Annotated in this window: 23 protein-coding genes and 1 pseudogene; 13 read left to right on the top strand and 11 right to left on the bottom strand. The window is 42.2% G+C overall.

Annotation, left to right across the window (positions count from 1 at the left end):
* Positions 1–16: 16 nt before the first annotated feature.
* From BN8899_RS19440 to BN8899_RS19420, 5 genes are all read left to right on the top strand, one after another.
* On the top strand, positions 17–3,397 hold the full coding sequence (locus BN8899_RS19440; protein ID WP_065220585.1) for an RHS repeat domain-containing protein: 3,381 nt from the start codon (positions 17–19) through the stop codon (positions 3,395–3,397).
* The gene (locus tag BN8899_RS19435; protein ID WP_065220584.1) at positions 3,394–3,945 is read left to right on the top strand and encodes a hypothetical protein; all 552 of its coding nucleotides are present in this window, start codon (positions 3,394–3,396) and stop codon (positions 3,943–3,945) included. Before BN8899_RS19440 ends, BN8899_RS19435 begins: the two co-directional genes overlap by 4 nt.
* The gene (locus BN8899_RS19430; RefSeq protein ID WP_187376962.1) at positions 3,923–4,171 is read left to right on the top strand and encodes a hypothetical protein; all 249 of its coding nucleotides are present in this window, start codon (positions 3,923–3,925) and stop codon (positions 4,169–4,171) included. Before BN8899_RS19435 ends, BN8899_RS19430 begins: the two co-directional genes overlap by 23 nt.
* A gap of 276 nt (positions 4,172–4,447) precedes the next feature.
* The gene (locus BN8899_RS19425) at positions 4,448–4,999 is read left to right on the top strand and encodes a DJ-1 family glyoxalase III (RefSeq protein ID WP_018335880.1); all 552 of its coding nucleotides are present in this window, start codon (positions 4,448–4,450) and stop codon (positions 4,997–4,999) included.
* Complete coding sequence (locus BN8899_RS19420) at positions 5,000–5,800, top strand: DUF4846 domain-containing protein (RefSeq protein ID WP_065220582.1); 801 nt, start codon at positions 5,000–5,002, stop codon at positions 5,798–5,800. It begins immediately after the preceding gene.
* Here the strand turns inward: BN8899_RS19420 and BN8899_RS19415 are convergent.
* The 8 genes from BN8899_RS19415 to mce form a co-directional block, all read right to left on the bottom strand.
* Positions 5,790–6,587, bottom strand: coding sequence for a TIGR02757 family protein (locus BN8899_RS19415; protein WP_082987138.1), 798 nt, complete (start codon positions 6,585–6,587; stop codon positions 5,790–5,792). The genes BN8899_RS19420 and BN8899_RS19415 overlap by 11 nt on opposite strands.
* Positions 6,584–7,240 (bottom strand): tRNA (5-methylaminomethyl-2-thiouridine)(34)-methyltransferase MnmC2, encoded by a 657-nt coding sequence (gene mnmD / locus BN8899_RS19410; RefSeq protein ID WP_065220581.1) that lies wholly within the window; start codon positions 7,238–7,240, stop codon positions 6,584–6,586. The genes BN8899_RS19415 and mnmD overlap by 4 nt, the downstream gene beginning before the upstream one ends.
* Before the next feature lie 2 nt (positions 7,241–7,242).
* Positions 7,243–8,265, bottom strand: a complete 1,023-nt coding sequence (locus BN8899_RS19405) for a threonine aldolase family protein (protein WP_197496250.1) — start codon at positions 8,263–8,265, stop codon at positions 7,243–7,245.
* A gap of 133 nt (positions 8,266–8,398) precedes the next feature.
* A complete protein-coding gene (locus tag BN8899_RS19400) occupies positions 8,399–9,574 on the bottom strand; it encodes a sodium ion-translocating decarboxylase subunit beta (protein WP_369800430.1) in 1,176 nt (391 codons plus the stop codon).
* A 111-nt stretch (positions 9,575–9,685) separates the two neighbouring features.
* The gene (locus BN8899_RS19395; protein ID WP_018335874.1) at positions 9,686–10,111 is read right to left on the bottom strand and encodes a biotin/lipoyl-containing protein; all 426 of its coding nucleotides are present in this window, start codon (positions 10,109–10,111) and stop codon (positions 9,686–9,688) included.
* Positions 10,112–10,123: 12 nt separating this feature from the next.
* Positions 10,124–10,468, bottom strand: coding sequence for an OadG family transporter subunit (locus tag BN8899_RS19390; protein ID WP_018335873.1), 345 nt, complete (start codon positions 10,466–10,468; stop codon positions 10,124–10,126).
* A gap of 8 nt (positions 10,469–10,476) precedes the next feature.
* On the bottom strand, positions 10,477–12,036 hold the full coding sequence (locus BN8899_RS19385; protein WP_018335872.1) for an acyl-CoA carboxylase subunit beta: 1,560 nt from the start codon (positions 12,034–12,036) through the stop codon (positions 10,477–10,479).
* A gap of 34 nt (positions 12,037–12,070) precedes the next feature.
* Complete coding sequence (gene mce / locus BN8899_RS19380) at positions 12,071–12,475, bottom strand: methylmalonyl-CoA epimerase (protein WP_018335871.1); 405 nt, start codon at positions 12,473–12,475, stop codon at positions 12,071–12,073.
* A 266-nt stretch (positions 12,476–12,741) separates the two neighbouring features.
* Between mce and BN8899_RS19375 the strand changes: the two genes are divergently transcribed.
* The 8 genes and pseudogenes from BN8899_RS19375 to BN8899_RS19340 all read left to right on the top strand — a co-directional run bounded on the left by BN8899_RS19375 (position 12,742) and on the right by BN8899_RS19340 (position 19,329).
* Positions 12,742–13,158, top strand: coding sequence for a hypothetical protein (locus tag BN8899_RS19375; protein WP_018335870.1), 417 nt, complete (start codon positions 12,742–12,744; stop codon positions 13,156–13,158).
* A gap of 543 nt (positions 13,159–13,701) precedes the next feature.
* Positions 13,702–15,093 carry an aminopeptidase P family protein gene (locus tag BN8899_RS19370; protein WP_018335869.1) on the top strand — a complete coding sequence of 464 codons (1,392 nt, stop codon included), beginning with the start codon at positions 13,702–13,704 and terminating at the stop codon, positions 15,091–15,093.
* A 20-nt stretch (positions 15,094–15,113) separates the two neighbouring features.
* Entirely contained in the window at positions 15,114–16,238 is a 1,125-nt protein-coding gene (gene dnaN / locus BN8899_RS19365; protein ID WP_065220578.1) for a DNA polymerase III subunit beta, read from the top strand.
* Positions 16,239–16,361: 123 nt separating this feature from the next.
* On the top strand, positions 16,362–17,138 hold the full coding sequence (locus BN8899_RS19360) for a 3'-5' exonuclease (protein WP_018335867.1): 777 nt from the start codon (positions 16,362–16,364) through the stop codon (positions 17,136–17,138).
* A 140-nt stretch (positions 17,139–17,278) separates the two neighbouring features.
* A pseudogene (rhuM, locus tag BN8899_RS19355) lies at positions 17,279–17,671 on the top strand (RhuM family protein); the annotation flags it as partial.
* A gap of 182 nt (positions 17,672–17,853) precedes the next feature.
* On the top strand, positions 17,854–18,060 hold the full coding sequence (locus tag BN8899_RS19350; RefSeq protein WP_026207141.1) for a helix-turn-helix transcriptional regulator: 207 nt from the start codon (positions 17,854–17,856) through the stop codon (positions 18,058–18,060).
* Entirely contained in the window at positions 18,057–18,395 is a 339-nt protein-coding gene (locus BN8899_RS19345) for a HipA N-terminal domain-containing protein (protein ID WP_065220576.1), read from the top strand. The genes BN8899_RS19350 and BN8899_RS19345 overlap by 4 nt, the downstream gene beginning before the upstream one ends.
* Positions 18,388–19,329, top strand: coding sequence for a HipA domain-containing protein (locus tag BN8899_RS19340; RefSeq protein WP_187376960.1), 942 nt, complete (start codon positions 18,388–18,390; stop codon positions 19,327–19,329). Before BN8899_RS19345 ends, BN8899_RS19340 begins: the two co-directional genes overlap by 8 nt.
* 71 nt (positions 19,330–19,400) lie before the next feature.
* Here BN8899_RS19340 and BN8899_RS19335 read toward each other — a convergent pair whose 3' ends face one another.
* The 3 genes from BN8899_RS19335 to BN8899_RS19325 form a co-directional block, all read right to left on the bottom strand.
* On the bottom strand, positions 19,401–19,958 hold the full coding sequence (locus tag BN8899_RS19335) for a discoidin domain-containing protein (RefSeq protein WP_148375548.1): 558 nt from the start codon (positions 19,956–19,958) through the stop codon (positions 19,401–19,403).
* Between the two features lie 349 nt (positions 19,959–20,307).
* Positions 20,308–20,886, bottom strand: coding sequence for a hypothetical protein (locus BN8899_RS19330; protein WP_148375546.1), 579 nt, complete (start codon positions 20,884–20,886; stop codon positions 20,308–20,310).
* Positions 20,852–21,229, bottom strand: a complete 378-nt coding sequence (locus BN8899_RS19325) for a hypothetical protein (RefSeq protein WP_148375545.1) — start codon at positions 21,227–21,229, stop codon at positions 20,852–20,854. Before BN8899_RS19325 ends, BN8899_RS19330 begins: the two co-directional genes overlap by 35 nt.
* Positions 21,230–21,344: the final 115 nt, after the last annotated feature.

The following is a 21,344-nucleotide window of genomic DNA, read 5'->3' as shown; positions in this document are numbered from 1 at the left end:
ATTTAAATCTATAGGTATGAAAAATAGAATATATTTTATAGCTATTTTTATTGCTTTTTTCCTGAATAGAGTTGAAGCGAGAGAAGTAAGAGATAGTGTAACGACGACTTCACGAGGAGATATTTTGTTATTAACGACTTTGCCATCTTATACAACAACTCAAAATTATGTAGTGGAGAAGGTGTTCCTTGATCCGTCAACTACTACTTCTTCCCCTCGAGTAATTAATAATGTGGTCTATCTTGATGGCTTTGGAAGAAAGTTACAGGAAATTCAAGTCGGAGGCTCTCCTGGTGGTACTGCTGATATTATCCGACCTTACGTCTATGGTGTACAAGGACGAGTGGAGAAAGAATACCTTCCCTATAATAAGGAAGGTAATAATGGAGCTTTCGATAAAAATGTTATGGCTACATCGAATTGGAATATATATGGAGCAACAGATGCACCATATGCTTTCACGAAGGTGGATTTCGATAATAGTCCCTTGGATCGGATTGTAAAGAAAACTGGACCGGGAAAAAATTGGCATATAACAGGAAACGGTAAAGGTGTTGTTTCTACTTATGGTACTAATATTGTGAATGAAGTACGACTATATAGGGTTGCTTCTTCGGGAAATTTAGAATTTGATAACTCTTATTATGCTGTCGGTTCACTTCGGAAAATAACTTTGACAGATGAAGATGGTAACAAAACGGAAACTTTTACAGATAGAAACAATAACGTTGTCCTTGTAGTAAGCTTTGATGATTCCGATCGCATGGAAACTTATAGTGTTTATGACGAACGAGGATTACTTCGGTATGTACTTTCGCCGGAAGCGAGTATTCGATTACAAGATTCTTTTAATGAAACAGTGCTTCTGCAATTTGCCTATCGTTATGATTACGATTCGTGGGGACGTTTGATAATGAAAAGATTACCGGGATGTGATCCTGTATATATGGTGTATGACAAACGAGATCGATTGGTGATGAGTCAAGATGGAAAGCAAAGATCGGAAGATGTGAATAAGTGGAGTTATTCTTTGTACGATAACTTAAATCGAGTAGTTGAAACAGGGGAAATTATATCTGCAGTAACGCAACAGTCTGCTTTACAGGCTATGGCATCTGTTAGTGATAATTACATCCCGCAAGGAAATCGTTTTCCTTTGCAGTATACTTTGTATGATAATTATGCAGCCACTACAAATGTCCCAGTCTTACCATTTCAGGCAACTACGGGTTATGCTACCGAGCATAATCAATGGGTGGCGGGACTTGTGACTAGTGTGAAAACGAAGGTACTTGGATTAGGTGTGGAGAGATGGCTTACCACGACGACCTATTATGATGACCGTTGCCGGGTAATTCAAACCGTAAGTGATAATCTCTATGGTCAGAAAAGCCGAGTTGACCTAAAGTATGATTTCACGGGTAATGTAACTTATTTACGGGAGAGTCATCAAGTATCTGATAGCCAAACGGACGTATTGGAAACCGTGAGCATATACGATACTCGGAAACGATTATTATCTGTTATCACGAATTTGAATGGAGGTGATCCTGTTTCCGTTATATACACTTATGATGCTGTCGGGCGTCAAATAGGAAAAACAATAGGAAGCATAACCGAGACAATGACTTATAATGTAAGAGGATGGTTGATGAGTAAGGATAGTCGTGTTTTCAATATGAAATTGCGCTATGAGGTTCCTCAAGGTGGTGCTGCTGCTTGTTGGAATGGTAATATTAGCGAGTGGGAATGGCAGCAAGGGACAGGACCTGTGCTGATGTATGGTTTTGCTTACGATGGTGTAAATCGTTTGACAGGAACTACTCAGAAACAGAAAAGTGATACGTCATGGGTAACCTTAATGAATTCTTACTTGGAAGATGGAATTACTTATGACTATAACGGTAATATCAAAACATTGCACCGAACATCTGGCGGAGTACCTGTAGATAATTTGATGTATATTTACTCTGGTAATCAACTAACAAGTCTGATCGAAAATATTCGAACATCGCCGAAGGGAGATGTATACTTGCCGGGAGATGTTGCCGTGGGAACTTACACCTATGACAAGAATGGTAATATGATAATCGATAGTCGGCGAACTTTGAATTTTACGTATAATGTACTAAATTTGTTGAGTGAAGTCAAGATGAATAACATTTTGAAAGCAAGCTATAATTATTTGGCAGATGGTACAAAATTACGGGTTCGAGACAACGGTGAGGCAAATGGTTTTGATTATCTAGGTTCTTTGACGTACAGGAAAAGTAGTGCCGGCTTGCAATTGGAATTGGCAAATTTTAGTAATGGGGTGATTTTGCCTAGTAATACAAAAAATTCTCAGGATGTAAATTACTTCTTCACAGATCATTTGGGAAGTGTACGTGTGATTCTTGATAGAAATGGGGAATTTGTAGAACAAAACGATTATTATCCTTTTGGAACGAAATATATAAGAAGTGATTATTTGACTAGCGATAATCGTTACAAGTATAATGGACAAGAAGAACAAGTATTAGGAGATCTAAAGTATTTGGATTATGGTGCAAGGATGTATGATTGTGAATTAGCTCGGTGGTTAAGTATAGATCCTAAACTTGAAAGATATGTTAATATATCCCCGTATGGTTATTGTGCAAATAATCCAATAGTATTGATTGATATGGGTGGTGAATATATAGATCCAGCTAGTTTAGCTGCATGGAATACTTTGACGAATGAAGTTAATGATAAACGAAATGATATGAAAGAGTTAATAGATTATTTACGTGTTCTTTTGGATAATATAAAACCTAGTAATCCTATGTATGATTTAATTGTTTCGATGTATGAAAATGCAAAAACTAGAGTTTCGTTTTTAGACAATATTATTGCTAGTTTTAATATATTGGAAGAAAGTGAACAAAAGTATAGTTTAGAAGAACTTAAAGGTACTAGTATGGGATACGTGGAATATAGTTCAGAAACAGGAGCGATAGTGATTAAGTATTTTAATATTACAAATTTTGTACATGAAGTTACGCATGCTGCTCAATACGAAACGCAAGATATTGGTTTTCATGAGAAAAATGGGAAGACGTTTATGCAAGATGTTTATGATGAAGTAGCTGCATACAGATCTCAATATGCTTTTGATCCTCTATCAATTAATGGATTGAATCCAACAAATAATCCTCGTGGTTTAGGCTATATTACAGCACCTTGGGTTCAAGGAATTTTTGACCCAATAAAGGGAAAAATATATGCACCAGGAGGATATGCTAACATGGGTGCTTATCCAATAAATATAAATTCTACAAGAGAAGATTTATTGAAAGCTTATCCTAATCTTATGAAAGAAAGTTTGCCAGAGTCAATGAAACAAATTCCAAATTTAAAATATAAAAGAAAATGAAGCTAGTACTTTTATTTATATTAATGTTATTTTTATCTTGTAGTCCCTATTCCCGATTATCCGGTCTTTATTATTATGAGGAGAAGGGGACTTATGCGAGTATTGGGTGGTATCTTCAGTTGAAACCAGATAGTATCTTTGTTATAAAAAAGGATGATTTGAGTGATGGAAAATTAGATACATGTTATTCTTATTATTCTGGTAAGTACAATATTTTAAACAAAAAAATATATGTGTATGAGGACGTTGAAGTGCATGATGTTTCAGATATGTTACGAGCTCCTCGTTTTTATGTTTTTATAATACAGAATTATAAAACTTTAGTACATGGAGAAAAGGTTTTTGTTAAAATAAAAAATACAGAACATGGAGGTTTATATGATCATTTAAGATATTTGAATGGTAATGAAAACTATAAATCCTTCAGAGCATTTGTGAAACAATTAAAAGCTATGGAGAAATCTCCATTGAACCCTCAAGAAATAAATAATGCAAAAAATGAACACGATGAAATATTACGGAATCATGCAAAAGGTGGAAAAAAATAGTATGATATTATTATTTATGGTGTTGGTATTTTCATGTAGAAATGATAATCAAACAAAAATATATTATTATACAAAGAATTGTACATCCTGTGATTTTATTCCATTGAAAGAGGAATATGTAAGTGGAGCTGTTTTGGAATGTGATTTGGAATTGATTAAAGATACAGAAGTTCCTAGAGATTTTAAAATGCAGGTTGAAAATTGGGAAAAACGGAAAGAGAACTAGTTTTTCTTGGTTTCGTGAAGTTTATTTACTTGTAATAATGTGATCGGAGGGGCTAGATATTTGTATTGGATCATCTATAACAATTACATGACACCGGAGTAACACCCGTGGGGTGCATTCTTGTTTGATTGTCGATGAAATGTTGAGGCATTTTTGGGGCTTTATCTCTTTTTGTTTTTTGCTTGTTCTATGCGAGATTTTGATGAAGGCGGTTTGCTCCGGAAAGTAGATTTTTTTTTCTTAACTTTGGAGAATCAATTAAAAACTACAAGAATTATGAAGAAGTCATTTTTATTTTTAGCTGATGGGTTTGAGGAAGTTGAAGCATTGGGAACGGTAGATGTTTTGCGTCGGGGGACGGTAGAAGTAAAGACAGTTTCGATTTCCGGGAAGAGAGAGGTAACGGGAGCGCATGGAGTGCCTGTAGTTGCGGATCTTTTGATTGATGAGGTGAAGGAGGAAGAGGTTGAATTTTTGATTTGTCCGGGAGGGATGCCGGGGGCAAAGAACTTGGGTGATTGTCCGGCTTTGGTGCGATTGATACAGAAGCATTTTGATAAAGGGGGATACGTGGCTGCTATCTGTGCCGCTCCGGCTTTAGTGTTGAGTAAGATCAAGATGGATCGGAAACGTCAGATGACTTGCTACCCGGGATTTGAGGAATATTTGCCGGAGGCAGATATGCAACCTCATGGCGTGGTTGTGGACGGTAACCTGATCACGGGTAGAGGTCCCGCGTATGCCTTTAAATTCGGTTTGGCAATCCTCGAACAGTTGACTTCCAAGAAAGTTGCCGAGGATGTGTCTGCCGGGATGTTACTCGACTAGATGAAGCGTTTTATCCTTTTCGGGATATGCTGTTTATTTGCCCTTCAGGGAGTGGGACAGGGAACTACGGTTCAGACCCGGATTGCCCTACCTGCTGGGTTCACGAGAATAAACGTGAAGGAAGGTTCTTTTGAGGAATACTTGAGGAACCTGCCTTTGCGACCTCGTGGTTCCAAGGTACATTATTACGATGGGCGGGAAAAACGGGACACGAGGGTATATTGTGCCGTGGTCGATATGGAGATTGGCAAACGGGATTTGCAACAATGCGCGGATGCCGTGATCCGTCTGCGGGCGGAGTATCTATACAAGCAAAAAGCGTACGATAAAATTCATTTTAATTTCACGAACGGTTTTCGTGTGGATTATACCAAGTGGGCGGAAGGCTATCGAATAAGCGTGAAGGGGAATCAGGTTTCATGGTACAAGGCAAAGGAGAAAGATTACTCTTACAAAACTTTCCGAGCATACCTGGATATCGTGTTCGCTTACGCCGGGACATTATCGCTTTCCAAAGAATTGAAATCCATACCAATGGCTTCCATGCGGATCGGGGATGTTTTTATTCAGGGGGGATCACCCGGTCATGCCGTGATCGTGGTGGATATGGCGGAGAATCCCGCTACCGGGCAAAAATTATATTTGCTGGCACAAAGCTATATGCCGGCTCAGGATATTCAGATATTGAAAAATCCGGGGGATTCTAGCTTATCTCCCTGGTATCTGTTGAAATCCGAAGGGAATGTCATCACCCCGGAATGGGGATTTACTTCTTTCGATTTGAAAAGGTTTAAAGAATAGTACGATTCTGTTTTTCAAAAGCCCCCAACCCGAACAAGGAAAAGTCATACCGGATCGGGTCTACCGGGTCAAATTCCCGGAGGCGGGCGGTGAGTTCTTCCACGGCTTTGCGGTCATTCTGGTTGCGGGTGAGTAGACCGAGTTGGCGGCTGACATTACCGGTATGCAAGTCCAACGGAATAAGGAGGGCAGAGGTGGGGATTCCTTTCCAGAGTCCGAAATCAACTTCCCCGTCGTGGCGAACCATCCAGCGCAGAAACATATTCACCCTTTTACAGGCGGAACCTTTTTCCACGTTGGCAATGTGGCGGAGCACACGGGGTTCGGCGGGCAAGGAGGTGAAAACCAAATACCATTCCCGCAGGGCTTTAAACATATCCCCGTGTTTCCGGTAGGCTTCCGTGAAGACGTTTTCCAGTCCCCCGTGGTGACGGTAGATATTGGCGAGGGATTTTAGAAAATAGATGCAATCGTAACTGTTGAACGTGCGGTGTTTGAAATTGCAGAATCGGTCATAATCGGCTTCCTCTGCGTGCATCACGAAATCATACGGGGCGTAATCCATCAGTTGCATGAGTTCCTTGCATTTCTTGATAATCGTGGGGCGTTGTCCCCAGGCGAGAGAGGCGGCAAGGAAGCCCGAAATTTCAATGTCTTCTTTCTCTTCAAAACATTTGGGTATCTGTATCGGGTCGGTTTCTATAAAGAATTCCGACTTGCAGTATTCCTGGTATTTTTCGTCTAGTAATTGTTTTAGTTCTTTCGGGGACATAATAATTGAAATCATTTCGTGGCTCTCAACATTTCTCTCTTTCCGGGAGGACCGGGAAGACGTTTCAGGCTGAATCCAACTTCCCGGAGAGCCTGTTTCACGATGCCTTTCACGCAGTATGTTACGAGAATTCCGCCGGGTTTCAGGGCGTTGTAAAATCCGGACAGAATATCCGCACCCCATAACCGGGGTTGAATATCCGGGGCGAAAGCGTCGAAAAACACGATGTCAAATTGTTCCGTGAAGTTGACTTCCGAGAAATCCGCTTCATGCTTGTGAATTGTGAAATAAGGGGTTACCGGCACGTCTTCTTCCCAGGGGGCGGAGTGGAGTTGTTGGAAAAGGTCGGCCTCTTCCGGCGTGAAGAGGGTCGTGTAATTCAGTCCCGTCACTTCTTCCGCTGTCAGCGGGTATTTCTCGAAACTATGGAATGCGATCTCCCGTTCATTTTCCCGTGCATCCAGTAAGGCTAAAAACGCGTTCAACCCCGTGCCGAATCCGGCTTCAAGGATATGAATATGTTTTTGCCCGTAATATTGAATGCCCGCTTGGATAAAGATGTGTCGGGATTCTTGTATCGCACCGTGGACTGAATGGTAATGTTCATTCAGTCCCGGCACGTATAGAGTACTGCTTCCGTCTTCCGTTGTGATGATTTTCCGTTGCATACTCAGCACAACTCCTGACGGAGTAGATTGATAAACTCGGTCACGTCATTCTCCGTCGTGTCGAACGAGCAAACCCATCTCACTTCGGCGGCATCTTCATCCCACACGTAGAAAAAGCACTCTTCCTGCAGTTTTTGAATTTTGTCCCTGGGGATAATGGCGAAAACTTCGTTTGCTTCCACCTTTTGGGTGATCGTGACGGATGGTATTTGTTCTGCGGCATGAGCCAGGTTCTTTGCCATTGTGTTGGCATGAGCGGCGGCTTTCAGCCAGAGATCGTTTTTTAACACGGTGGAAAACTGTGCGGCGATAAACCTCGTTTTGGAATGCAATTGCATCAACTGCTTGCGGATAAACTTCACTTCCTTCGACATCCGGGTATTGAAAAAAATGACCGCTTCTCCGAACATCATGCCGTTTTTCGTTCCCCCGAAACTCATGACATCAATACCGACCTCTCTCGTGATGCTTGCCGGGGTACATCCCAAGTATGCCACGGCATTTGCTATGCGTGCCCCGTCCATGTGGACGTACATATCGTGGGCATGGGCAAAGTCGCATATTTCTTTCAATTCTTCGTGCGTGTAAACCGTCCCGAGTTCAGTGCATTGCGTGAGCGAAATCACTTTGGGTTGCACGTGGTGTTGGTCGCCGAAATCATGCATGTGGTTTTGAATTAACCCGACATTCAGTTTCCCGTCGAACGTGGGGACGGTCAGCAATTTACTTCCCGTCTGTTTCTCGATAGCCCCGCATTCGTCCACGTTGATATGTGCCGTTTCGGCACAAATGATGGCATTGTATGAATGCGTGAACGCGGATAGGCTTAAAATATTAGCACCCGTGCCATTGTACACGAAGTACACGTCAATATCTTTCCCGAATATCTGTTTGAAATCTTCGATAGCTCTCTTTGTGTAAGCATCTTCTCCATAGGAATGCGCGTGCCCGTAGGCTGACTCTTCCAATGCTTTGAAAACCTCCGGTAGCACGCCGGAAAAATTGTCGCTGCCGAAACCTCTTATACCCATAATTGATTTGGTTTATTTATAATATGTTTGTACAAAAATAGTGATTATTTATATTACCAGGAAATAAAATGAGGCTATCTCGTTTTTATTTGAGATAGCCTCGTGTTATTTTGGGATGTTGATTGCCTTATCCTAAAAATGATAACAGAATTCCGGCTGCCACTGCAGAACCGATAACTCCCGCCACGTTCGGCCCCATGGCGTGCATCAACAGAAAGTTACCCGGATTAGCTTCTTGTCCCACGTTTTGCGATACGCGGGCTGCCATTGGAACGGCTGAAACTCCAGCTGAACCGATCAACGGGTTAATCTTGTTTTTGGTAAACAAGTTCATGAATTTTGCCAGTAATACACCACCGGCACTACCCATGCTAAATGCCAAGATACCGATCAGCAAAATTGCCAATGTCTGGAAATTCAAGAATGCGGCTGCGGTAGTGGTGGCACCCACGGAAATACCGAGGAAAATGGTAGTAATATTCATTAACTCGTTTTGAACGGTTTTGCTCAAACGATCCACGACACCACTCTCGCGCATCAAGTTCCCCAACATCAAACAACCGATCAAAGGGGCTGCCGATGGTAATAACAAAGACACGAAAACTGTCACCACGATAGGGAATACGATTTTCTCTTTTTTGGAAACTTTACGCAATTGTTGCATCACGATTTCCCGTTCCTTTTGGGTGGTCAACGCTTTCATGATGGGAGGTTGTATCACGGGTACTAGAGCCATATACGAGTAGGCGGCAACCGCGATAGGACCGAGCAAGCCCGGTGCCAGTTTCGAGGTCAGGTAAATTGCTGTCGGTCCGTCAGCACCACCGATGATACCGATGGAACCTGCTTCTGCGTAAGTAAATCCTAACGCCAGAGCGCCGAGGAAAGTAGCGAAGATACCGATCTGGGCGGCAGCCCCAAGCAGAAAACTTTTCGGGTTTGCCAACAGCGGACCGAAATCAGTCATGGCACCTACGCCGATAAATATGATACAAGGATATATACCCAACTTGACACCTAGATAGATGTAGTCCAATAACCCGACGTTGTTAGCATTCACGAAATTAGCCCAATGTACGTGTCCGCCCTCGAAGAGTTCCGGGTGATACAATCCGGCTCCGGGTAGGTTGGTCAACAACATACCAAAGGCTATAGGCAACAACAACAGGGGTTCGAATTTCTTCACGATTGCCAGGTAAAATAGTAGACATGACACCAGTATCATAATGATGCAAAGCCAATTACCATTTGACAACTGAGCGAATCCCGTGTCATTTATAAACTTCATTACTTTCGATCCCATGTCCACTTCTTCCGCACTCGCGTTAAATGGAAGTATGAATAACCCAAGTAATGCCGTTATGCTTAAAAGATATTTCTTTAATTGTTTCATTGTTAACAAGTTTACGATGAATTAAGCTATATCAACAAGCGCTTCTTCTTGGGAAACAGATTGTCCAACAGTCACGTGGATGGCCTTTACTTGTCCATCGCTGTTAGCCATGATGTTGTTTTCCATCTTCATCGCTTCCATCACGAGTAAAGTATCACCGCGTTTCACGCGATCACCCACTTTCACGTTAATGGCAGATATTGTACCGGGAAGCGGGGCTTTGATAGAATTCTTGTTGGATGCGCCAGTAGAAGCGGGAGCGTGATGCAAGGTTGCGGCGGGAATTGCAGCAGCTTTACGAACAACGGGTGTTACCGGTGCGTTTTTGCTCTCGTAAACGACATCGTATGAAATTCCGTTCACCTCAACAGTAGCCTTGTTGTGATCCGTTACGTTCACGGTGACATCGAAATTGTTCTCGTCTATGGTGATTTTAAATTTGTTCATAATCTTTAATTGTTACTTGGTAAGATTTCTCATGCTATAAATTTTTGAACTCCACGGGGAGTAGCGTCTCTCTACTTCTTGTATCGTAATAACATGGGGTTCTTCATCATGCGAGTCAAAGTACAAGTGCATTGCCATGGCAATGGCTGCTTGTTCATGTGGCGTCGGATGAGTATCGGTTGTTACCGCGGGTGCTACAACACTAGGTTCGGTTTTCACTTGGTCTTCCAAGCGCTCCGTGATTTTTGTCTGTAGATTAATGATCCATATCAAAATAACCAACAGCAAAAATACGGTACCCATCCCTATCCCGGTAACGAGGAGCGCGTAGCCCCAATTGATAGCTAACATGGTCATATCTTAAATTATAAAGGTATATTAGAATGTTTCTTCATCGGGTTGGTAACACGTTTGGTCTGCAATGACTGGAAGGCTCTAATCACGCGGAAGCGCGTGTTACGCGGTTCGATAACATCATCAATATACCCGTAAGAAGCAGCCTTGTACGGGTTGGCAAACGCCGTGTTGTACTCTTCTTCTTTTGTAGCGATGAATTTAGCTTTTTCTTCGGCATCCGTGATTGCGGCCAACTCCTTGCCGTACAACACCTCGATAGCACCTTTAGCCCCCATAACGGCGATTTGTGCCGTGGGCCAAGCGTAATTGAAATCACCTCGCAATTGCTTGCATGACATCACGTCGTGAGCGCCACCGTAAGATTTACGTAATGTTACGGTTACTTTAGGTACGGTAGCTTCCCCGTAAGCGAACATCAATTTTGCCCCGTGAGTGATAATACCGCCATATTCTTGAACGCGACCCGGTAAGAATCCCGGCACGTCAACCAGTGTTAATACAGGAATGTTGAAACAATCGCAGAAACGCACGAAACGTGCGGCCTTGCGTGATGCCTCGATATCCAAGATGCCGGCAATGTAACCCGGTTGGTTGGCGATAACCCCGATGGAACGTCCTCCCATGCGACAGAACCCGACAATGATATTGCGTGCATAGCGTTTGTGAACTTCAAGGAATTTACCATTGTCCACGATGGCCTCGATAACTTCCATCATGTTGTACGGGTGATTCGGGTTGTCCGGAATCAAGCTGTTTAACTTGTCTTCCAAACGGTCGATAGGATCATTGCACATCACCATGGGTGCCTCTTCCAAGTTGTTGGAAGGCAAATAAGATAGTAAATCGCGAATAGTAGCGATTCCTTCTTCTTCATTTTCTGCCAAGAAGTGAGAAACACCGGACTTGGTGGAGTGAACTTCAGCACCCCCGAGTTCTTCTGTACTGATGTCTTCTCCTGTTACGGTTTTTACCACTTTAGGTCCGGTTACGAACATGTAAGATGACTGGTCGGTCATCAGGATGAAGTCCGTCAACGCGGGTGAGTATACGGCGCCTCCGGCACATGGTCCGAAGATTGCGGAGATCTGAGGAATTACTCCTGATGCTAAAATATTACGTTCAAAAATTTCAGCGTATCCAGCCAAAGAATTAACACCTTCTTGAATACGGGCGCCACCTGAATCGTTCAAACCGATAATAGGAGCGCCGACGGTCATGGCTTTGTCCATGACCTTGCAAATTTTTTGTGCTAACATTTCGGAAAGGGCACCACCGAAAACCGTGAAATCTTGGGCAAAGACGAACACTAGGCGTCCGTCGATAGTACCTTGTCCCGTTACGACTCCGTCACCCAGGAATTTGGTTTTTTCCATGCCGAAATTGTAACAACGGTGTGTTACGAACATGTCAAATTCCTCGAAGCTATCTTCATCCAGCAACATGGCGATTCTTTCCCGTGCGGTATATTTCCCTTTTTTGTGTTGGGATTCAATACGCTTTTCACCCCCTCCAAGTTTTGCCTGAACTCGTAAGTCGATTAATTCTTTGACTTTATCTTGATTTGTCATATTGTCATGATTTATGTGAGGCTGTTCATTAAAATTATTTCGTTCCACAAAGTTCAGTCAATACTCTGAACGTTGATTTCGGGTGAAGGAATCCGATCCTCAATCCTTCAGCACCACCACGAGGGGCTTTGTCGATTAATTGACAGCCTGCAGCCTGTGCGTCATTTAATGCGGCTTGAACATCTTCCACGGCAAATGCAATATGATGCATGCCACCGCCGTTTTTTTCCACGAATTTTCCAATAGGTCCTTCCGGGTCTGTGGATTCAAGTAATTCGATTTTGGTTTGCCCTACTTTGAAGAAAGCGGTTTTTACTTTTTGATCTTTCACTTCTTCAATAGCGTAACATTTCAATCCTAAAACGTTTTCATAGTACGGGATTGCTTCATCCAAACTGGCAACTGCGATGCCGATGTGTTCAATATGTGTCGGTTTCATAACAAAAAAACATTAAAGTTAGATATTATATTTTAATCATTTAGCATATAATTGACGCAACTTTCACGAGGATTATCCTCGCTAAATATTTGAAACGCGAAACTACTCATTGTTCTTGCGATTTTCAAGTAAAAGCGGTAAATATTTTCAAAAAAAAGGAGTTTATATTTGTTTTAAATAAAGAGGGGATAACCTCATGTGGCAGAATTACGTAAACCTTGGTGTTTTTGGGTGAATATAAAGGATAAATCTAAAATATTAAAGTTATGAGTAAGCAGAAATTAGTTATTTTCATCATCGCGATTATCGGCATGGTCGCTACTTTTTTACCTTGGTATGAAATGGGAAATTTGGGTATGGTTATGGGATACCGGACATCCGGTTGGTTTACGTTTATTATGTTCGCTTTGACGTTCTTGTTTGGGTTGCGTGGAAAACAGAAAAACGATATGACCGGGGGCTTGCTTTATCTCGCTTCTATATTTTCTTTGCTTGCCGCTTTCGCGGTGATGTGGCAATTAATCGCTATCGGTTTGAACAAGGAAGGAGCGCAGATGACGGTTGTTGGAAATATGATGGCACAACAAACCCGTGTGCTTTACGGGGCGTATCAGGTGCTTATCGCCGGGATTTGTTTGCCGTTCGGGGCATTCTTGTTCCGGAATAGAAAAGTGTCTCGTTAGATGTTTTTTTCAACACGTGTTGCTGAAAATCCGGTGACACGTGTTGAAAATCGGCGCGAGCGTTTGAAAGTAGCACCCCGTGGAGAGGATTGAACATGGTCTGTTTTTGTCGAGATAATAGTGTAATAATGTATTAAATAGTTATTTTTAACCTATATGATTGGTATTTTATTGCTACCATCTCCCATTCATCTCCTATTCATCTCCTATTCATCTCCTATTTTTATAGATTTAGAATAGTATTATTTTAGTATTTGAATATAATTTGTTACATTTAAAATTACTATTATATTCCTGTATAATAACAATATTATATAGGAGTACTTATTGTCCACCCCGAGAATACGAGAGGTTTATTCGTGATAAAACGAGATGAGGGGAAGTGTGAGAATTGGAAATTGATAAATATTAAATACCTGTGTCGTTGGAAACTGAAATTTTAAATTTGAAAATCTAAAATTAGTAAGTTGTGACATTGAAAAAAAATTTCTACCTTGTCAACTCATTTTGCACGATAAAATTAATCATTAAATAATATATAATATGTTTGATAAGAACGTGTATATCAATAGAAGAAAGAGGCTTGTCGAGAAGATGGGCGGTGGTCTAGTGTTAATCCTTGGCAACGGGGAAGCTCCGGCAAACTACACGGACAACACGTATAAATTCCGTCAGGATAGTTCCTTCTTGTATTTCTTCGGGCTGAATCACCCGGGATTTGCCGGATTGATGGATGTTGATTCCGGGGAAACCTGCCTGTTCGGGAATGACGTGGACATGGACGACATCATTTGGATGGGACCGCAGCCGAGCGTGAAGGATATGGCTGCCGGGGTAGGAGTTACCCAATCGGCTCCTTTTGCCAAGTTGGCGGACGTTTTGAAGGAGGCGATCAGCCGGGGACGCAAGATTCATTTCTTGCCGCCTTATCGTTTCCGCAATATGTTATTGCTCGAAGATTTGCTTGGCATTCATCATTCTCTGTTGAAAAGTTACGCGTCGTTGGAATTAATCAAGGCGGTAGTGGCTTTGCGTTCCGTGAAGGAGGATTGCGAGATCGAGCAGATCAACCTCGCTTGTAACATCGGTTACGAGATGCACGTGGCTGCCATGAAACACGCTTTACCGGGACAGAAAGAACAATATATCGCCGGGTTGATCGAGGGAATTGCCGCTTCTTACGGGAGCATGGTTTCTTTCCCTGTGATCCTTTCCCAGAATGGCGAAACGTTGCACAATCACGACCACAGCAAGACACTGACCGTGGGACGCATGATGTTGACGGACGCCGGGGCGGAGAACACGATGAATTATTGTTCCGATTTCACGCGTACGGTTCCCGTGGGCGGAAGATTCGACCAACGGCAGAAAGACGTGTATAATATAGTATTGGCTTGTAATAATAAAGCAATGGAAATCGCCCGTCCGGGAGTGACCTACCAGTACGTGCATCTTGAAGTTTGCAAGGTGTTGGCACAGGGATTGAAGGATTTAGGCTTAATGAAGGGTGACGTGAATGCGGCTGTCGCCGCGGGGGCTCACGCTTTGTTTATGCCTCACGGTTTGGGACATATGATGGGATTGGACGTGCACGATATGGAGGATTTGGGACAAATTTACGTCGGGTATGACGACGTGACCCGCCCGATCAACCAGTTCGGTACTTCTTCTTTGCGCATGGGACGGGAGTTGCAGCCGGGATTCGTGGTAACGGACGAGCCGGGTTGTTATTTTATTCCCGCTTTGATTGACCAATGGAAGGAACAGGGTTTGCACACGGAATTTCTCGTGTATGACAAGATCGAGACATACAAGGATTTTGGCGGCATTCGCTTGGAAGATGATATATTGATCACGAAAGACGGGTGCAAGTGCATGGGCGACCGTCGTGCCCCGATCACGGTAGAAGAAGTGGAAAACACGATAAATGGGTAAATGATAAATAAAAGGAAGATATGAGATTTGTTGTATCAAGTAGTAGTTTTTTAATGCGGTTGCAGGCCGTGAGCAAGGTGATTAGCGGGAAGCCGGCACAACCGATTCTGGATAATATTTTATTGGTTGCCAAGGATGATATGTTGTACGCGACAGCTTCCGACAAGGAAACCACGATGGAGGCAAAGGTGGAGTTGGAGAACCTGGAAACCCCCGGGAGCATCACGATTCCCGCCAAGTTGTTGTTGGATATATTGAAGGAGTTCCCGGAGCAACCTCTGACGTTCGATATTAATACCGGAACGAACGAGGTGAAGATCATCTCGGACAAGGGAGAGTTTTCCGTTCCGGGCGAGAGTGCCGAGGATTACCCGGTGCAATCGGCTATGGGCGAGAGTGTGACCACGATCAACACGAACTGCGGTATGTTGCTGGAAGGGATTACCCGTACGGTTTTCGCCACGGCGAACGATGATCTGCGCCCGGTGATGAATTGTATTCTGATCGAGATGAACGGGGAGAACTTTACCTTTGTGGCATCGGATGCTCATAAATTAGTGCGTTACAAACGTTTCGATGCCAAGACTGATGGCGACCAGTTCTCTTTGATTTTACCGAAAAAACCGTCTTTGTTGTTGAAGAATATTCTGCCTAAGGACGAGAGCGAGTTGCAATTGCAGTTCAACGAGAAAATGGCTTGCTTCACGTTCGGGAATTACAAGATGGTGTGCACGCTGGTAGAGGGACGTTTCCCGAACTACAATTCCGTGATCCCGCAGAGTAACCCGAAGAAAGTGATTATCGAGAAAAAGGAACTGTATAATTCATTAAGACGGGTGTCCGTGATGGCGAATCAAGCGAGCAATCTCGTGAAGTTTGATTTGAGCAACGGTACGATCGTGATTTCCGCGCAAGACGTGGATTACGCCATGTCCGGACACGAGACGATCACTTGCCAGTACGAGGGCGACGAGATGGCTATCGGCTTCAAATCTCCTTTCGTGCAGGAAATTCTGTCGAATATGAACACGGAGTCCTTGGTATTAGAGTTGTCAGACCCGAGTCGTCCCGGTTTGTTCTTGCCTTACGAGAGCGACAACGAGAACGAGGATCTGTTGATGTTGTTGATGCCAATGATGGTTTGATAATTCTGTGATTGCCGATTGAGCGATTCTGTGATTACCCGTGCGCGAGTATGGAAATCATTTGTAATCTTTGAATCGGCAATCTTGGAATCACCGGATAAATTAGATATAAAATTAATTAGTTTGGAATTAAAGTTAAGTAACCCGATTGTATTCTTTGATTTGGAAACGACGGGTATTAATATCGCGAAGGACAAGATCGTGGAAATCTCTGTTCTGAAAGTGATGCCGAACGGGAAAGAGGAACAGAAGACGATCCGTGTGAACCCGGGGATGCATATTCCCGAGCAGTCGTCGGCTATTCACGGAATATATGACGAGGACGTGAAGGATTGCCCGACGTTCAAGGAGATAGCCAAAGATCTGGCTCGCTATATCGAAGGATGCGATCTGGGCGGATATAACTCGAATCGTTTCGATATCCCTTTGTTGGCGGAGGAGTTCCTGCGTGCGGAGGTGGATTTCGATATGCGGAAACGGAAGTTCGTGGACGTGCAGACGATTTTCCACAAGATGGAACAACGCACGTTGAGTGCTGCGTACCGTTTCTATTGCAACAAGAATTTGGAAGACGCCCATACTGCCGCAGCCGACACGACGGCTACCTATGAGGTGCTGAAAGCCCAATTGGATCGTTATAGCGATACGCTGGAGAACAATATCGCTTTCTTGAGTAAGTTTTCGACACAGAATAACACGGCGGATTTTGCCGGGTTTATCGTGTATAACGAGGACGGGGTAGAAGTCTTTAATTTCGGGAAGAACAAGGGCGTGCCCGTGGTACAAGTATTAAAAGAGCAACCCGGTTATTTTGCCTGGATGCTCAATGGGGAATTCCCGCTGTACACGAAAAAGATATTGACGGAGATTCGTTTGCGGACGGCGGGGTTGGTGAAGTAAGTGATTTTGTAACATTATAGAGAAGAGGGGCTATTCATTTAGTCCCTCTTCTTGAAAATAGTAAAATCATAAGATATATTGTTTTAAAGTAATACTTGATAGACTGAAAATTAATAATTTACACTGCTTAGTTCTCGTTTATGGAAGAGAATAAAAATAACAATAAGCGTAAGTTTATACGAAACAGTACGGCTGAATTTCTAATATTTCAGTTAGATAATAAGGAACAAGGAATTGAAGTTTACTATAAAGATGAAACTTTATGGATGACTCAAAAGGCTATGGGAGTGCTCTTTGATTGCAGCACGGATAATGTAGGATTGCACTTAAAGAATATATATGCTAATGGAGAATTATCTAAAGAGGCAACTACCGAGGAATTCTCGGTAGTTCAAAAAGATAGTTCTACTCGTGCAACACAATTTCGCCAATGGGCAACAAGTGTATTACGTCAGTTTGCAATTAGAGGATATATTGTTGATAAGAAACGTATGGAGAATGGTACGTTCCTGAACGAGGATTACTTTGAGCATTTTTATTTCTTGAAGGGTCTTAGATGGTAGAAAATTGGTCATAAGACCAGAAAACTTTTGTAGGATATATTATACCCAGTCTGATATAATTGCAGTGGTGAAATAATAAATTATACCCCTTATGGTATAATATCAAATATTTGTGTTAGCTTTGTACCCGAAAAGGTATAAAGTATGATGATATGAATAATCTTTCTACTACGGTCAAAATGTTGCGAAAGCAATATAATCTGACGCAAGAAGAACTATCGTTGAAGTCGGGAGTAGGATTGCGTTTTGTGCGAGACCTTGAACAAGGAAAGGAAACGCTACGCCTCGATAAAGTGAATCAGCTCCTTGACTTTTTCAATTATGAAATGGTTGCCACTCAAAAAAAGAATAATCAATGAGACAAGCTCATATATTTTACAAAGACCAATTAGCTGGTATTCTGACAGAAAACGATGCAGGGTATGAGTTCTGCTATTTACCGGAATATCTCTCTCTTGAAAAGGCGAAGGCAGTTAGCATGACATTGCCTTTACAAGACGAAGCATATACAAGTCCTGTGCTGTTTCCATTTTTCGACGGTTTGATTCCAGAAGGATGGCTGTTGGATGTTGCATTGCGGAATACAGACATCAGTATTCTTGACCGGATGTCGTTGTTGCTGACATGCTGCAAGGATTGTATCGGAGCGGTAAGCGTCATTCCTTTGGAAGAAAAGGAGGGAAACCATGTGTAATTGCTTATATTGTTATCGTCCGCTTTTAAAGGGGGAAAAGGATATGCACACGGCTTGCATAAAGAAGTTCTTCGGAACAGCAACATTGCCCGTTCTTGATTATACGATAGAACAACTTGACCAGCTTGCTCTGCAAATCATTCGAGACCAAACCTCTTTGACCGGTGTCCAGCCGAAATTATCCTTGCATTTGAATGAGCATGAGGGTAGCAAACGATTGACTATTGTCGGGCTATGGGGTGGTTATATTTGTAAACCACAGACCTCGCAATATGAAATGATGCCAGAGGTTGAGGATTTAACCATGCACCTTGCAGAGGTGGCACGTATTGAGGTAGTTCCTCATACGCTGATGCGGATGGCAGATGATACGCTATGCTATCTTACCCGCCGGATTGACAGGACTTCAGCCGGAGAGAAGATCGCGATGGAAGATATGTGCCAATTGACAGAAAGGCAAACAGAGCATAAATACAAAAGTAGTTATGAACGTATCGGCAAGGCTATTTTGAAATACTCGTCTTTACCTAAAATGGATGTTACCAATTTCTTCGAGCTGGTGCTTTTCTCTTGGTTGACAGGGAATAACGATATGCACTTGAAAAACTTCTCTTTGTATGAGGTGGAGGATATGATACGTTTGACCCCTGCTTACGATTTGCTAAATGCGGCTATCATCAATCCCAAGGATGATGAAGAGTTGGCGTTAACTTTGAATGGTCGGAAGAAAAAGTTTCAAAGAGAGGATTTTATCCGGTCAGCAGCCACGCTGGGGGTAGAGAATGTGATTGTAGAACGACTGATAAATAAGTATATCAAACTATTGCCCAAGTTTGAGACTGTCATTCAAAACTCTTTCCTAAGTGCAGAATTAAAGGAAAAGTATGGCGAATTGTTGAAGGAACGGCTGGCGAGGCTTGCACAAGGGCTATAAAATAGATTTATGAGATTTACATGGATGGTTTGCATGATACATTATTTTGAAGTTGTGATGGTGGATACACGTCACCAGAATTGGATTTCGTCATTTTCATTAATTGTGAATATGCGTTCTTCCATGCCGGAGGTCCAATTATGCAACCAATAAAGGGCTCCCCGAGGAATATTATAAAAGTTCAAGCAATAATCATCGGCAATTTGTCGACCTAAAGATGTCCAACCGTTAAGGGTGTAGTAGAATAGTTCGTATTCGTTTTTAGGGTAGATGCTATTACCGTCACTTCGTGGGAGAACGATAATCTTCGATAGTTGTACTGGTTTACCGAAATCAATGACGGGTGTTTTGTGCATATGGTTTTTTAGGTTGGTTAGTGGGTTGTTGTCGAAACCGGCGGTGTAAATGGTGTCAGTTACTTTTCCCCGAATGTATTCTTTTTGCTGGTCAAGAAAAACGATTTCAGCACATGCTATATTTTGGGGAATGACCACTTGCCAGTAACGGTACGCTTTGTCTGGTTTTATTTTACCGGAAGCAAGTATATCCTCAACTTCCAACTGGGTGAGCAGTGTATTTGCAAATGTGAAAGAGGATGAAGACGATGCTTTGACTGAAATATTTGCCATTTGTTTATTGTAAGTATATAATACTTTATTAGAAGGATATTTTCTGGTCAATCGAATGTTTTGGCGGTTTGTTGTGTCAGGAACTAGGTATTGTGGTTCTCCTTTTAAGTTTAAGATGAAAGGATAATTGGCGGCGACAGTTCTTTTTTTGTTATAGAAACCAGGAAGGTAGACAATTTAGATAGTTGAAGACGAAAAGATAGGCGAATCTGGGGCTGTTACTTTTAATGGGTGTTATGGTAGGAATAGAAATGTCGGCGGTGTACATGTATTCATCGCTGACGTCTTTGTAAAATGATTTTTGAAAAAATTCAGGGATGTATTCTCCTTTAAGAGGAATTATCTCATTTCATGCATCCGGGGTAATGCGTAGAGAATCAATCCAAAGTTCGGGTTGTTCGTGCTCAAAGCGATACGGAAGGACATATTCCATGAATATATCAAAAGGAATATCACGTAGCCAAGGGCAAGTGATGAAACGCTCGATGGAACGATCTATATGGCGAATAAGAAATTCAGATTTAATGTTTTCTACATCTTCAGTTTTTTGTGCGTTTTTTTGAATTGATTCTATATTGCTTATTGATATTTCAAGAAGTTTTTTAGCAAAATAGGAGACGGAAGTATCGGCGTGTATTTTTTCTTTAAATTGTTCAATTTCTTTTCCCGCCAGAGTGTAGTGTCCGGGCATGTTTTCAATAATGAATCGTGCGGCATGGAGTTGAAGGGAATCTGCCGGTTTTTGGGAATAGTGATGAAGGACTTTTTCTAATTCGTGACGATTGTTCCCAGCTAGACGCAATGCTTTTTCTAATTTTGTTTCATCTGTTGAACAAGAAGAGATTAGCGTAAAAACGATATAAATGAAAGTGGTTCTCATGTTTGTATATTGATTATGACTGTGCTTTAATATATTCCTTTGCTTCATGGCGGGCTCTTAATACAATATTATTTATCTTACGGACAGGCATGTGGAGGATTTTTTTAGCTAAACGAAGCCCGTGGAGAGTATCGTTTGTTTGCTTGGTAACAAGAAAACGGTTGTACACGGGAGTGATGTGATTGGGTGTCATTTGATGAGCCTTGGAGAAGAGGCTGTCGGCTACATGGATTTCCCCGTTTTCCAGATGTAATATGCCGATATCGCATAGTAGGGAAGAGGTCGGTGCTAAACGAGCCAAATGCCGTTTTACCGTGAGGGCATGTTCCGGTTGGTTACTCCTAATTAATTGTTCATTAAGACGGTACAAGTATGTTTTGTTATGTAACATATATGTGTATCGTGTGTTATCTTCGGGTGAAAAAGGTGTTCGGAAGCACTCTTTTTTGTCCAGGAATCGGAATGTATAGTTATACATGATGTGAGTTTTAAGGTTAAAATATAAT

The sequence above is a fragment of the Butyricimonas sp. Marseille-P2440 genome (assembly GCF_900091675.1).
Lineage (GTDB): Bacteria > Bacteroidota > Bacteroidia > Bacteroidales > Marinifilaceae > Butyricimonas > Butyricimonas synergistica.
This window is presented reverse-complemented; position numbering and strand designations above follow the sequence as displayed.

Excerpts from the sequence above, each read along its gene's own strand:
- BN8899_RS19435 (WP_065220584.1), top strand. The coding sequence starts at position 3,394 with ATGAAGCTAGTACTTTTATTTATATTAATGTTATTTTTATCTTGTAGT.
- BN8899_RS19370 (WP_018335869.1), top strand. The coding sequence starts at position 13,702 with ATGTTTGATAAGAACGTGTATATCAATAGAAGAAAGAGGCTTGTCGAG.
- BN8899_RS19400 (WP_369800430.1), bottom strand. The coding sequence starts at position 9,574 with ATGGGATCGAAAGTAATGAAGTTTATAAATGACACGGGATTCGCTCAG.
- mnmD (WP_065220581.1), bottom strand. The coding sequence starts at position 7,240 with ATGCAACGGAAAATCATCACAACGGAAGACGGAAGCAGTACTCTATAC.
- BN8899_RS19335 (WP_148375548.1), bottom strand. The coding sequence starts at position 19,958 with ATGGCAAATATTTCAGTCAAAGCATCGTCTTCATCCTCTTTCACATTT.
- BN8899_RS19395 (WP_018335874.1), bottom strand. The coding sequence starts at position 10,111 with ATGAACAAATTTAAAATCACCATAGACGAGAACAATTTCGATGTCACC.
- BN8899_RS19325 (WP_148375545.1), bottom strand. The coding sequence starts at position 21,229 with ATGTTACATAACAAAACATACTTGTACCGTCTTAATGAACAATTAATT.
- mce (WP_018335871.1), bottom strand. The coding sequence starts at position 12,475 with ATGAAACCGACACATATTGAACACATCGGCATCGCAGTTGCCAGTTTG.
- BN8899_RS19350 (WP_026207141.1), top strand. The coding sequence starts at position 17,854 with ATGAATAATCTTTCTACTACGGTCAAAATGTTGCGAAAGCAATATAAT.
- BN8899_RS19345 (WP_065220576.1), top strand. The coding sequence starts at position 18,057 with ATGAGACAAGCTCATATATTTTACAAAGACCAATTAGCTGGTATTCTG.
- BN8899_RS19430 (WP_187376962.1), top strand. The coding sequence starts at position 3,923 with ATGCAAAAGGTGGAAAAAAATAGTATGATATTATTATTTATGGTGTTG.
- BN8899_RS19415 (WP_082987138.1), bottom strand. The coding sequence starts at position 6,587 with ATGATTTCAATTATTATGTCCCCGAAAGAACTAAAACAATTACTAGAC.
- BN8899_RS19385 (WP_018335872.1), bottom strand. The coding sequence starts at position 12,036 with ATGACAAATCAAGATAAAGTCAAAGAATTAATCGACTTACGAGTTCAG.
- BN8899_RS19330 (WP_148375546.1), bottom strand. The coding sequence starts at position 20,886 with ATGAAGCAAAGGAATATATTAAAGCACAGTCATAATCAATATACAAAC.
- dnaN (WP_065220578.1), top strand. The coding sequence starts at position 15,114 with ATGAGATTTGTTGTATCAAGTAGTAGTTTTTTAATGCGGTTGCAGGCC.
- BN8899_RS19425 (WP_018335880.1), top strand. The coding sequence starts at position 4,448 with ATGAAGAAGTCATTTTTATTTTTAGCTGATGGGTTTGAGGAAGTTGAA.
- BN8899_RS19420 (WP_065220582.1), top strand. The coding sequence starts at position 5,000 with ATGAAGCGTTTTATCCTTTTCGGGATATGCTGTTTATTTGCCCTTCAG.
- BN8899_RS19375 (WP_018335870.1), top strand. The coding sequence starts at position 12,742 with ATGAGTAAGCAGAAATTAGTTATTTTCATCATCGCGATTATCGGCATG.
- BN8899_RS19340 (WP_187376960.1), top strand. The coding sequence starts at position 18,388 with ATGTGTAATTGCTTATATTGTTATCGTCCGCTTTTAAAGGGGGAAAAG.
- BN8899_RS19390 (WP_018335873.1), bottom strand. The coding sequence starts at position 10,468 with ATGACCATGTTAGCTATCAATTGGGGCTACGCGCTCCTCGTTACCGGG.
- BN8899_RS19440 (WP_065220585.1), top strand. The coding sequence starts at position 17 with ATGAAAAATAGAATATATTTTATAGCTATTTTTATTGCTTTTTTCCTG.